We start from the raw sequence: 13,306 nt of genomic DNA on the forward strand, positions 1-13,306 counted from the left end.
CTTTATTGTTATTTGCAGTAACGATTCATATGCCCGGTATTTTTTTACTGTATGGCAGGGTTCACAGATTGGTGGTGAACTGGAAGCCGACCACAGCCGCATCATGGAAGGTGGTTGTGGCACCCGGGCGCTGGAGGTACTGGAAATCCGGCTGGAAGGCCGTGCCACGCGCGACGTGGATGCTGTAGAAGGCTTCCCATACATTTTCATGGCTCTGAATGCCGTAAACGGCGCCCCACTGGTTGGGCAGGTAGGGCAGGCCGAGTGCAAGCGAGGATTCCTGCTGCAGGGCCACGGTGTGGCTCATTTCCATGTACTGGAACATGACGCCTATCTGATCGAGCGGACGGCCCCAGGGCGTGCCGCTCTGCAGCAGGCCGATCCATTCATGGTCGCGCATGGCCACCTGGCTGCCCTGTGTGTAGTCAACGCCCCCGATCACGATCAGGCCGTTCGCAAGCCCCTCTCCGCTGCGGTGGATCATCTGGTTGAACATGAGCCATGCCGCGTTCATGCCGGATTCATACCGCCGCGGCAGGCCCGTCGCCTGGAACGAATTGCCGTTTATGTCGGCATACAGGTTGGGATAACGGGAATTGTCATACCAGTATCCGATCTTGTAGTGCCCCAGCAGATGATGCCTGCCAAAAGACGGGCTCCACCCGATCTCGACCTGGGAGGAAAGCTTGCCCAGCCCGTCCTGCCCCAGCGCCCAGCCCGATATGCCACCGTTATAGGCATGGGGGCTGACGGCAAAGACGCCGCCCATGATGTAGGTCCGCAGCGTGGGGCGCACGCGCAGGACCGCGCCGAGGTTGCCCGAGGGCCAGTCCCGTCCGCCCGGCACGTATTTGGAGGGCGCGGGATTGCCGCACACCGATACGTTCATGAACGAACAGGCAAGGTAATCCTGATTGAAAAAACTTCCTGTCGGTATGACACCGACCGACAGGATGATGCGGTCGCGCAGGAAACCCTTGTCAGCATACATGTCCACCAGGTGGGCAACCACGTTGCCGCGCGCACCATAGATTTCTTCAGGATTGGTGACGGAATCCCCCATGGCGTTGGACAGGCTGTTTCCGTGCCCGTTAATGACCAGCATATGGGTCCAGAAGGATGGAATTCCTGCCAGGCGTTGCCAGTCTATGTCCAGCGCACCGGCGACCTGACCGGCCAGAACATTGGCACGCTGTTTGCCACCGGTAATGTTGCCCATATATTCTTCATTGATGGTGACATTGAGGAATATGCCCCGGTTTGTCAGCCATGGCTGTATGCCGCCCCAGTCCCCGAACAGGTGGGGGGAGGCGGTCAGCATGGGCACGAGGGGGCCGATCGCCACCTGCCCGCTTTCCGTCATGGGAAAGGCGGAGGGTTCGTAATGGGTTGTAAAGGCGGTCTTGGCGGTTTCTGTCTGGGCCAATACTTCAGAAGTGAGCATGCAACCGATGAACAGCATTCCCACCATAACGGCCAGCAGCCTGATTTGGGCAGGAAGGTTGTTCCATGTTATTGCAGACCTGTTCTCGTTCTTGGCGCATGTCGTGATGACACACATTATCTGCTCTCCCTCCCGGGCGTTTTGAGCCGCGGGTTCGGTTGTCCGGAACAGGTGTGTATCGATTTACGAATGGGAAAGATTTAATTCATGAATAACACAAGTTCGTGAATAATTTTACTTATCTTATATTTTTGATGATTTATATATGCGCGGAATACAAAGTAATTTTGTATCGAAGCAAAATGAGGGGCCGCGCGAAGCTCCGCGCGCCCCCGGATGACGGAAGCACCCGGGGCCGCCGGTTTGTCACCCTGCCGGTCCTGTCAGGCGACCAGGCCGGTTTTCGCATGGCGCGGCATTACGATGCCGACGCCCGTGATCCGGCCGAAGCGCTGTGGGCAAAAAGTGAGAAAATGGTCGGGGAAAAATTTTCCTGAGCCTGTTTCCAGCCGGGGCATGCAGGGGCGTCCTTTCCCCCTGCATGCCCTGTTTTCATGGGCTGGTATGTGGCGAGAGGACTGGCCCGGTCAGGTTGTCATCCGGGTCGGGGCCGTGGCTGTGGGGCGGCGGCACATCTCCTGCGGGGCGTGCGTTATGCAGGCCGGAATACTGTAGCGGGTCCACCGAGAAGAGCTTGTCTGGCGCGGGCAGGCTTGCGGCGTTCCATCCCCCGCCGCAGGCCCGGATCAGACCAACCTGCGCCTGCAGGTAACGGGTCTGGATTTCGGCCTGCTGTATGCGGGCATCAAGCGTGCTGACCTGCGCGATCAGCACGTCGAGATAGGTGGCAAGGCCGCCCTTATACAGGTTCATGGTGATGTCCTGCGTCTGGCTGGCAGCCCCCACGGCGGCACGCAGGCGGCCGTTTTCGCCATCAAGCCGGTTGGTGCGCGACAGGCCATCCTCCACATCGCGAAAGGCGTTGAGAATGGTCACGCGGTAATGGTCGCGCGTTTCACGGTAGGCGGACCAGCTCTGCTGCAACTGCGCGCGCCGCAGTCCGCCTTCAAACACCGGCATGGTCACGGTGGCGCCATATGACCACATGCTGTTGGCCAGGTTGGCGAGGTTGAAGCCGTTATCATCAAACCCGCCGTTCATCTGGAAGGATACGTGTGGATAGAACGCGGCGCGCGCAATGCCGATGGCCCGGTTGGCCTGCGCCATCTGGCGCTCGCTCATGGCAATGTCGGGCCTGCGCTGCAGCAGGTCCGAGGGCAGGGGGGCGGACAGCGCGAAGCGGGTGGCGTTGAGGTGGGCCTCCGGCGCGAGATGGAAGGATGAGGGGGCGACATTGACCAGAACCGCCACCGCATGTTCCATCACCTCGCGCTGGGCCTGAATGTCGAGCAGGCGGGCCTGCGTGGTGTAAAGCTGGTTCTGCGCGCGCGCCACATCCAGCCGGGAAGCGGCCTGGTCTGCCAGCCGGGTCTGGGTCACGCGCAGGGATTCCTCATAATAGCGGATCGACTGCGTATAGATCGCCGCCTGTGCATCCAGCCCGCGCAGGGTGAAGTAATCGCTGGCCAGTTCGGCCTGCAGGCTCAGCCGTGCGGCGGCGTATTGCGCGGCCTGTTCCTGGGCATAATCCTTCTGCAGGCGCACGCGGTTGCGGATGGAGGACCAGAAATCCGGCTCCCACGAGGCCATGCCGCCATAGAACTCATCGGAATCCGTAATCGGCCCCTTGTAGCGGAACAGCCGCTCGGCCGAGCTTTTGTTGTTGCTGCCGCCAAAGGCCACGCCAAAATGCGGCAGCAGGTCGGCCCGCGCCTCGCTTACAATGGCGCGTGCCTGCAAAAAGCGCTCGCTGGCGGCCTGCAGGTCGCCGTTATGGGCCATGGTCGTCTCTTCCAGCGTATCAAGTTCGGGGTCGGCAAAACTCTGCCACCATTGCGTGGGAATGGTGTCATCCATCGGGCGGGCCACGCCAAACGGGGCCTGGCCCTGCCATGTGGCGGGAATGACGTAATGCGGCGCGTGATAGGCGGGCGCAAGGTCGCACCCCGCCAGTGACAGCAGCGATACGGCGCAGGCAGCCCCCATGAATGTGGGGCGGCGAATGGTGGGGGCCATCATTCATCGTCCTTTTCATCGGTGTCGTTGCTGTATCCGGCAGCGGGCTGGACCACATGCACGCGCTCGCCTTCCAGCAGGTCGGCGGGCGGGTTGTCGATGATCCGGTCATCGGGGTTTATGCCCGAGAGCACCTGCGTCGCTCCATCGCCCATGCGGCCTACCGTTATGTCATGGAAATGCGCGCGGCCCTGTCCATCCACCACGGCCACCTGCATGCCGTGCTCCTGAAATACCAGCGCGCCGGTGGGAATGCTCTGGTGGGCGGCCTGTTCGGGCGCGCTCAGGGTTACGGCGGCAAAGGTGCCGGGCCACAGGGCGTGGTCGGAATTGTCGATCACGAATTCGCTCACGCTGGTGCGGGTATCGGGGTCGTAGCCGCCCGATACGGTCAGGAACTTCGCCTCGAACGTGCGGTCGGGGAACTGCGGCACCCGCACGGTGGCCTGCAGGCCGGGCTGGAGAATGTAGGACATGTTCTCCGGTATCGAGACGAACAGCCGCATCTGGTGCGTATCGGCCACGCTGAACAGTTCGCTGGCCGCCCCCGTGGCGTTGAGGTTGCCGCCGCCTTCATGCACGTAGTCACCCACGTTGATGTCGCGTTCCGTCACCACGCCATCAAAGGGGGCGACAATGACCTTGAAGCGCTCGAGGGCGGCATAGCGGTCAAGGTTGTGGCGCGCGGCTTCCAGATCAGCCGAGGCCGATTTCTCGTTGGCGTCCTGTACCGAGACCGACTGGCCCGATACCGCCTGCGATTTGCCCATCAGCCGCCAGCGCTGGGCCGTGACCACCGCAAGGTCGTATTTGGCCTGTGAGGACTGGAGGTCCGCCTGCGCCTGGGCAAACTGGGCATCGAGGCCGGGGGTATTGATCTCGGCCAGCACGTCGCCCGCCGCCACGCGGGCGCCGTAGTCCTTGTACCACATATGCACGTAGCCCGAGGCCTGCGGGTAAATGGGGGCCTGGTACCACGCCTCGACCGTGCCGGGCAGGTCGAGGCTGACATGGCGGGCCTCCTTATGGGGCGAGATGACCATCACATCAGGCACGGAAGCAACCGCCGCATCATGGCGCAGGGCGGTGGCATGGTGGATGCGCCCGACCAGCAGGTAACCGCACCAGCCCACAAGGATCGTGGCGCCGGCCAGCATCAGCATCTTACGGGATTCCCGGGTGGACATCAGTTCAGTTCCTCGCGGTTGCGGGGGGCGCGGTTATGCAGGATTGCGTAAACACAGGGCACGAACAGGAGCGTGGACACGGTGGCCACCAGCAGGCCGCCAATCACGGCCCGGCCCAATGGCGCGTTCTGCGAATTGCTCATGGCCATTGGCACCATGCCGATCACCATGGCCAGCGCCGTCATCAGCACGGGGCGGATGCGGCCATAGCCCGCCTCGAGCGCTGCGCGCAGCGCATCGCCATGTTCCTCGATCCGCTCGCGTGCGAACGAGACGACAAGGATGGAGTTGGCCGTGGCCGTACCCATGCACATGATGGCCCCCGTCAATGCTGGCACCGACAGGCGCGTATGGGTCAGGAACAGCGCCCAGGCGATGCCCGCAAGGGCTGCGGGCAGGGCCGAGATGATGATGAACGGGTCCAGCCAGGACTGGAAGTTGACCACGATGAGCAGGTAGATCAGCAGCACCGACACCACCAGCCCGAACACAAGCTCGATATAGGCATGGCGCATGGTCTCGGTCTGGCCGCGCACCACCACGGCGGCGGTGGAGGGCACCCTGTCGCGCGTCTGGTCCAGCACGTGCTGCACGCCGGTTGTGACCTGACCCAGATCCGCCCCCTCGGCGGAGACATAGATGTCAACCTCAGGCATGGAATTGAAGTGCGAGACCTGCCCCGGCGTGCCGGTGGCGCTGACATCGCTGATGCCACCGAGCAACTGCATGTGCCGCCCCTGCGGGTCGCCATCGCCCTTGTCGACCGGGATGGTCATGAGGTTGTTGAAATGCGTCAGCTGGTCCTGTGACACATACACGTTGAGCGGGAAGGTGATGCCCGTGCTTGGGTCGAGCCAGTATTGCGGGTCCACCGTCTGGCTGCCCGAAAGGGTCATGAGTTCGTTATTGGCAAGGTCGGCCTCCGTCATGCCGGTGGCCTGGCCGAAGGTGCGGTTGCCCTGCACGAACAGGGTCGGTGTCTTCATGGTCTGCTGGATCACGACATCGGCGGCACCGGGGACTGCGCGCAGGCGGTTTACGAGCAGGCGGGCGTAGTCGTAATTGTCACGCAGGTCGGGGCCGGAAATCTGCACGTCAATGGGCGCGGGTGAGCCGAAATTCAGGATCTTTGCCGTAAGGTCGGCAGGCTGGAAAGTGAACACCGTGCCGGGAAAACGCGCCGAGAGGTCACGGCGCAGGATGGCGCGGTCATCCCAGACCGGGGTTTCCTCGTCCTTGAGTGCTATGGTGATGTCACAGTCCTGCGTGCCGATGGTGGGGGTGGGGATGAAAGCCTGGTTATGCGCGCCTTCAGGCAGGCCACAGTTTTCGATCATGCTTTCCACCTTGCCGGGGAACAGTGCGTTGACCCGGTCCTCCACCAGCGAGGCCTCGCGGCCCGCCACCTCGATGCGGGTGCCAAGGGGGGCACGCATGTGCATCTGCAGCGTGCCGGATTTCGTCTCGGGGAAGAAGTCGCGTCCCGCGATCAGGTACAGCCCCAGCGAGCCGACCGATACGCCAAGGAAGATCGCCACGAACCGCCCCCGCCGCGCGATGGCGCGCCCGAGCAGGGCGCCATACCGCTCACGAAAGGTATTGAACCCCCGCTCGAACGCCTGCTGGAAGCGCTCGGGCAGGCGCTTGGGGTATTGCAGGTTGTGAACCTGCGGCTGGCAGTGGTGCGAATCCCCATGCCCCGCCACGCTGTGGCCTGCCAGCAGGTATTTGGCCATGGTCGGCACCAGCGTGCGCGAGAGGATGAACGACGCGATCATGGCGAAGATGATGGCCTCCGCCATGGGCATGAACAGCCAGCCCGCAACCCCGCTCAGGCCAAACAGCGGCAGCCAGACAATGCAGATGCAGGTGGTGGCCACAAAGGTGGGGATGACGATCTGGTTGGCGGCATCGATGATGGCGGGTTCCAGCGTCTTGCCCATTTCAAGATGCGCGTCGATGTTCTCGATCATCACCGTGGCGTCATCGACCAGAATGCCCACCGCCAGCGCAAGCCCGCCCAGCGTCATGACATTGATGGTCTGCCCCGCCCAGTGCAGCCCGATGATGGCGCACAGAATGGCCAGCGGGATGGAGGTGGCGATGATGACCGTGGGCCGCCATGACCCAAGGAACAGCAGCACCACCATGCCGGTCAGGAAGGCTGCGGTGAGCATCTCGCGCACCACATCGAAAATGGAATCCTTAACGAATACCGAGGCATCGCCCAGAATGCTCACTTTGACATCGGGCGGCAGCAGTTTCTGGATGCGCGGCAGCAGCGCCTTGGCGCCCGCGACCACATCCAGCGTCGAGGCGTCGCCACTTTTCATGACCACGATCTCGACACCCTGCTTGCCTTTCACCAGCACAAGGTTGGTCTGCGGGTGGCCGCCGCGATAGACCTCGGCCACGTCATGCACGTAGATCACGGCATTGCCCACGCGCTTGACCGGGATATCGCCCAGTTCCTTCATCGAGCGCGGGGTGGCGTTGGTCTGCACCATCCAGTCGGTGGCCGCGATTTTCTGGTCACCCGCGGGCAGCACGATATTCTGCCCGCGCAGGGCGTTCTGCACATCCATGGCCGAGAGGTGATGCGCCTGGAGCTGCTGCTGGTTCAGCGCCACCATGACAAAACTGTCCATGCCGCCATAGGCCTGCGGCACCACCGCACCCGGCACGGTCACCAGCAGCGGCCGCACGCGGATCATGGCCAGCTTGAACAGGTCGGATGGGGTCTGTTTATCCGACGTGACCTGAAGGGTCAGCACCGGCACGGAAGAGGCATCGAGGCTCATGACCATGGGGGATGGAATGTTCTCGGGCAGCTGCTTGATCACCGTCTGTGAAATGGCGGTGACTTCGGCTTCCGCCTTGCCGATATCGGTGCCGGGCTGGAAGTATATGTTGACGATTCCGCGCCCGTAATACGAACTGCTTTCCATATGTTCGATGCCCTCGACAGTCGAGGTCACCATCAGCTCGTAATTATAGATGATCCGGCCCGCGAATTCCTCAGGCAGCATGCCACCATAGGTCCAGACGACGGACACGACCGGAATGCGGATATTTGGAAACACATCCGTCGGCGTACGCCATACCGACATGATGCCAAAGACCACGATCAGGATCGAAAGCACCACAAAGGTATAGGGCCGACGTAGTGCAGTGACTACGATGGCATTCATGGGATGGACAATTCCCTGTATTACAAAGAACCGCATGAGTGTACGCATGCGGTTTTATTGCGTTTACGGCATTCTTGACTGCCATATGCGCCTGGAAAGAGCGCATGATGGCTTCATGCAGCCCTGATTGCGGATGTCTGCACGATATGATGGCGCAACATGCCTGGCCGGATCGCTCCGGCGCGCAGGCGCAGGTCAGGAATATTCAGGCAGCACAGGGGGCATGACAGAAACACTCCAGCAGAATGGGTGATGGACGGGCCCGCATGAATCCGCGGGCTGTGCCTGAACGACAGATACAGCGTTTTTTTACAAAGTATGAACAGATAAGATTTAAAATAATTTTCATTACAATTCAGGATCTTATTTATTTTAAATATTTAATGAAAGGTTGTTTATATTATTATTTGCAATAAAATTAATTTTATCGTGCAACTGTTACTGTATCGGCGCGAAGGGGCATGCTTTCGCCATATGCCTGCCTGCAAAGCCTGCCCACGCCATGCACGGACAATCCTGCGCCATCATCGCCATTACGGCACAGATCAGGGCGATGCATCCCCGCTGCGACACGCGGGCCGCCAAAGAAAGCTGCCCAAACTCCGTCCCGTCAACGATCAGTCGCTGTTTGTCCGGGCTGACCGGCCTCGTGCCCCTGTTTTTTCCGGGGGGCGTGGCGGTCCATGCTGCCAGTCGCTTGCAGGCGCGTGTAAAGGGGGAATTGCGGTGTGATCAGGCACGTTTTTCAAGTGGATGCCGCGTACTACGGCAGGCCGCCTTGCCCGCAAGGACGGTATTGTGTGCCATGTAAATGAAGAAAGTTACCGGCAGGCTCCCGTCGCCACGGGGCTGGTGCATGGCCATGGGCTTCGGCGGCCTCGACGTCGGGCGTAAACGAGGGCGTCACCGGCCTGGAAATGCCGCGCAGCTTCAGGTTGCACGGCGTTGTAAGTATTTGTGCCCGGCAATGTCGAACCGGTCACGGCCCGGCAGGTCCGGTCATGACAGCCGCACCACTTCCGCCATGACCCGCCAGGAGGCCGATGATCGTCAGGTGCGGCTGTCGTTCAGCACAGCTTGGCGCTGGCTCCTGTTTACTGCTGAAGCTCGAATGCGCCGGCGATCGTCAGCGTCACGTCGTCTCCCACGAGCGGCACGTACTGTTTGACACCAAACTGGCTGCGGACAATCGTGCCCGTTGCTTCAAAGCCTACGGTAAACATCTTGTCGAGCGGGTTGGTGCCGCTGCCGATCAGACGGGCCTTGAGTGTTATCGGCTTTGTCACGCCATGCAGGGTCAGGTTGCCGGTAATGTTGGCGGTATTCGCACCGGTCCGGACAACCCGGGTCGACCTGAACGTCGCGTTGGGAAACTGGCCGGCATCGAACCATTGCGCGCTTTTCAACTCGCCATCCAGCTTCGGCACCGTGGTGTCGACTGACTGCACCGGAATGGTGACATCAAGGCTGGTGGCTGAAAGATGGGCAGGGTCAATCGTGAGCGAACCGGATGCGCCCGTGAAAAAACCGGAGAAATTGCTGAAGCCCATATGCGAGAGTGTAAAGCCGACCTGCGTGTGATAGGGCTCGACCTTGTAGGTGCCAGCCTTCACCGCCGATGGATCGGTGCTGGCAACCTGCTGGGCAGAAGCCTGTGAAACCACACCGGATACGACTGCCGCCATAAGGGCGGAGGTGACGAAATGACGTTTGTTCATGCGGCATGTTCCTTTGGGATATAAAGGGTATTCAGGCCGGAAGACCGGCAATTTCGTCCTGCGCCTGCACGATGGCGGCGTCTTTTGCGTCCTGCCCCAGTGACAGTCCTTCCGCGCGTATCCAGGTGACATCCGTCAGGCCAATGAAAGCGAGGACGGCGCCAAGATATTTTTCCTGGCAATCCAGCGCAGCGGCCGGGCTGTTCCCGGTATAGACCCCGCCACGTGTCGAGATGATGAACGCCTTTTTGCCTTCCGGTAGCAGACCTTCAGGGCCTGCCGCGCCGTACCGGAACGTCCTGCCGGCGACGACGACGCGGTCAATCCAGGATTTGAGCTGGGCGGGAACGCAGAAATTGTACATCGGCGCGCCAATGACGATGATGTCGGCGGCCAGAAGGTCATCGATATACCCGTTGCCGGTCTCCAGGTCATCGGCAAGTGCGGCATCCGTTACCGGCGCGCCCTGGAAGGCAGCCATATGCTCGCCCGTCAGATAGGGCACGGGATTTGCGGCAAGATCCCGATAGGTGACAGTGGCGCCCGGGTGGGCTGCCTTCTGCTGCGCAACAGTTTCAGCCGAAAGCTGGCGGCTGACCGAATGGGCGCCGAGAATGCTGGAATCGATATGCAGGATCTTCATGGTGGTCATCTCCACAGGGGAATTGGACAGGGCTTTTCTGTTATGAAGTGAGAACAGGGTTCAGCATGTCCCATGGATTTATCCATCTATAAAGTTGCTATATTCCGATATATAATACCGGCTGTAGCGATGGATCGGGAGAGCCCTGTGCTGGACGGCGTATCACTGGATCAACTGCGTACCTTCATCGCCGCCAGCGATGAGGGCAGCTTCTCGGCGGCGGCCCGGCTGCTGCACCGGTCGCAATCAGCGGTCAGCGAGATGATCGCGACACTCGAGGCGCAGATGGGGGTCGTGCTGTTTGACCGGGCAGGCCGGTACCCGCAACTGACCCCCGCAGGCCGGGTGCTGCTGGCCGATGCGCGTGGCGTGGTCGCGAATGTGGACTTCATGAAGGCGCGGGCGAAGGGCATGTCATCGGGGCTGGAGCCCGAACTGTCGGTCGTGGTGGATGTGTTCTTTCCGATGGACCGTATCACGGCCGTGGCGACCGGGTTCCGCGAGACCTTTCCGCACACGCCCCTGCGGCTGTATGTCGAGGCTCTTGGTGGCGTGTTCCAGCCGCTTCTTGATGGGCGGGCCAGCATCGGCATTGCGGGGCCCCTGCCTGATCTGCCCGCCTCCATGTCCAGCGAAGCGCTGGGAGGCATCCATTTCATGGTCGTGGCATCCCGCGACCATCCGCTGGCGCGGATTGACGGCATCATTCCCCGGGAAGAGCTGGCCCGCCACGTCCAGCTCGTGCTGACCGACCGGACCGAACTGTCTGCCGGCAAGGAGCGTGGCATCATGTCCCCGCTGACATGGCGACTGGCGGATCTGTATGCCAAGCATCACTTTCTTCTGGGTGGCCTGGGCTGGGGCGGGATGCCGTCGCACACCGTCCAGGCCGATATCGACAGTGGCCGACTGGTCGAACTCCGCATCGAGAACATCTCGCAGGGGGGCGTGGATATGCCCATGACGGTCGTCTACCCCACGGCCGAGCCGCCGGGGCGCGCGGGCCGCTGGCTGATCGACAGGCTGAAGCTTTGCCCGGGCAAAACTGCCGACCAGTGACCCGGATTTCGAGAAGGTCGATATGGCACCCCTGTTGCCGTCGGTCGATCCCGACCCGCTGCCGCGCAGCTACCGTTATCTTCTGGATGCCGTAAAGTGTGCTGGCCCTGAGCCTGCCTTGCCATGATAACCGAAGCAACCGGGAGCGCAGGCGTTCGTCATGAACGACATACGGCCCATTTTTTGTCATCACAGGATTTTTTCGTGCAGTCATCTTCCGTGGCAGAGACGGCATCTGCCTATAGCCCATCGACCCGACGGCTTGTTTTCATCGGCCTGATCCTGACCATGGTCATGGGTGCGCTCGACCAGAGCATCGTCTCGACCGCACTGCCCACGATTGTCAGCGACCTTGGTGGTCTTGCGCATATGTCCTGGGTCGTGACGGCGTTCATGCTGACCTCCACAATCGCCACGCCAATGTATGGCAAGCTGTCCGACATGTTCGGCAGGCGGCCCTTGCTGGCGTTCAGCATCGGCTCGTTTCTCGCAGCCTCGCTGCTATGCGGAATCGCGCAGGGCATGTGGCAGCTGATCTTCTTCCGCGGTCTTCAGGGCGTGGGGGCAGGGGGCCTGATGACGCTATCACAGACGGTGATTGGCGACATGGTGTCCCCCCGGCAGCGGGGTCGCTATCAGGGGCTGTTTACCGGGGCATTTGCGGTCAGCAGTGTCGCGGGGCCATTTCTGGGCGGGGTGCTGACGAGTGCGCTGTCCTGGCGATGGGTTTTTCTTGTCAACCTGCCGATCGGGCTCCTCGCGCTCGGGCTGATCATGCTGAGCCTGCCTGTTGGCCGGACCGAGGCAAGGCCAGGCATCGACTATCCCGGCGCGGCCCTTCTGAGCATTGCCACGGCTGGCTTCCTGCTGCTGTTCAATGCGCTGGGTACCACCCTGGCATGGACATCGCCGCTCACCTTTCTCCTTCTCGGGGCCACAACGCTCCTGTTCGGGCTGTTCATCCGGCAGGAGCGGCGTGCGCCGGAGCCGCTCATCAGCCTGGACCTGCTGCGTATCCCGACTTTTTCCGTATGCGTTGCCGCAACCGGGATAATGTCGTTCGCCATGATGGGGTCGATGATCTTCCTGCCGCTGTATTATCAGCTTGTTCTTGGCAAGACGCCAGCGACATCTGGCCTGATGATGCTGCCACAGGTGGGCACGATGATGGTCAGTTCGGTGCTGGGCGGATATGTTTCGTCCAGGACGCAACGCTACACGCTCCTGCTCTCCATCGGCGTTGGTATCGAATTCATGGCACTGACCCTGATCGCAATCTGTGCCCATCACGGCGCGCCTGCGCTGTTCTTCCTGCTCAGCCTGGGGTGTCTTGGTGTGGGCATGGGAATTGGCATGCCCAATGCAACCGTCATGATCCAGAATGCCGTGCCCACGGGTTCACTCGGCATTGCCACGGCCATGATGTCCTTCATCCGCTCGCTCGGGGGCTCGCTTGGCGTGGCCCTTTCGGGCGGCGTGATGGCGCTGGGCCTACAGAACCGGCTTCGGGCACTGCCAGAAAGGATCGACGTGCCCGCATTCCTGCAAAAAGGCATGGCCGCGATCCGGACGCTTTCTCCCGCCACGCATGGAGATGTAACGCAGGCCTATAAAGGTGCGATCAGCGCCAGCCTGAGCGTAAGCAGCAGCTTCATGTTCCTGGCGTTCCTGCTGGTTGTCGGGTTGATGGTGCGTCAGGCCGCCTTACGCCATAAGACGGATAACGAATAGGGCAGGGGCCTGCCCCCTTTGCCCGAATGACTCGAATCTGACAGGGCAAATCGCCCTGGAATATCGTGAATCGGCATGACCCAGGGGGTATGCAAGCCATTTTCCCTAAAAAAAAATATATTGGGGCCTGTTGGGAATTAACGTGAATTGATGATTGCGGCGGTGAGATGGATCATGGCTGCGAATGATCTGTCTGT

At 61.2% G+C, this 13,306-nt stretch carries 9 protein-coding genes; 2 read left to right on the forward strand and 7 right to left on the reverse strand.

The genetic code is table 11. The annotated features are described in order from the left end of the window. Positions 1 to 61: 61 nt before the first annotated feature. From DV027_RS09260 to DV027_RS09290, 7 genes are all read right to left on the reverse strand, one after another. Positions 62 to 1,561: a carbohydrate porin gene (locus tag DV027_RS09260; RefSeq protein ID WP_130731526.1), complete on the reverse strand. Its 1,500-nt coding sequence runs from the start codon at positions 1,559 to 1,561 to the stop codon at positions 62 to 64. A gap of 266 nt (positions 1,562 to 1,827) precedes the next feature. Next, entirely contained in the window at positions 1,828 to 1,962 is a 135-nt protein-coding gene (locus DV027_RS18060; protein ID WP_275100995.1) for a hypothetical protein, read from the reverse strand. 34 nt (positions 1,963 to 1,996) lie between these two features. Next, entirely contained in the window at positions 1,997 to 3,583 is a 1,587-nt protein-coding gene (locus tag DV027_RS09270) for an efflux transporter outer membrane subunit (RefSeq protein ID WP_130731528.1), read from the reverse strand. Beyond that, on the reverse strand, positions 3,580 to 4,767 hold the full coding sequence (locus DV027_RS09275; protein WP_130731529.1) for an efflux RND transporter periplasmic adaptor subunit: 1,188 nt from the start codon (positions 4,765 to 4,767) through the stop codon (positions 3,580 to 3,582). Before DV027_RS09275 ends, DV027_RS09270 begins: the two co-directional genes overlap by 4 nt. Then, positions 4,767 to 7,958 carry an efflux RND transporter permease subunit gene (locus tag DV027_RS09280; protein WP_130731530.1) on the reverse strand — a complete coding sequence of 1,064 codons (3,192 nt, stop codon included), beginning with the start codon at positions 7,956 to 7,958 and terminating at the stop codon, positions 4,767 to 4,769. Before DV027_RS09280 ends, DV027_RS09275 begins: the two co-directional genes overlap by 1 nt. A 1,094-nt stretch (positions 7,959 to 9,052) precedes the next feature. After that, on the reverse strand, positions 9,053 to 9,676 hold the full coding sequence (locus DV027_RS09285) for a YceI family protein (protein ID WP_130731531.1): 624 nt from the start codon (positions 9,674 to 9,676) through the stop codon (positions 9,053 to 9,055). Positions 9,677 to 9,707: 31 nt separating this feature from the next. Continuing rightward, positions 9,708 to 10,319: an FMN-dependent NADH-azoreductase gene (locus DV027_RS09290; RefSeq protein WP_130731532.1), complete on the reverse strand. Its 612-nt coding sequence runs from the start codon at positions 10,317 to 10,319 to the stop codon at positions 9,708 to 9,710. A gap of 147 nt (positions 10,320 to 10,466) precedes the next feature. Between DV027_RS09290 and DV027_RS09295 the strand changes: the two genes are divergently transcribed. Continuing rightward, a complete protein-coding gene (locus tag DV027_RS09295) occupies positions 10,467 to 11,378 on the forward strand; it encodes a LysR family transcriptional regulator (RefSeq protein WP_130731533.1) in 912 nt (303 codons plus the stop codon). Positions 11,379 to 11,582: 204 nt separating this feature from the next. Next, positions 11,583 to 13,109: an MDR family MFS transporter gene (locus tag DV027_RS09300; protein WP_207303458.1), complete on the forward strand. Its 1,527-nt coding sequence runs from the start codon at positions 11,583 to 11,585 to the stop codon at positions 13,107 to 13,109. Positions 13,110 to 13,306 lie beyond the last annotated feature (197 nt).

The organism is Komagataeibacter xylinus (assembly GCF_004302915.1).
Classification (GTDB): Bacteria; Pseudomonadota; Alphaproteobacteria; order Acetobacterales; family Acetobacteraceae; genus Komagataeibacter; species Komagataeibacter xylinus_C.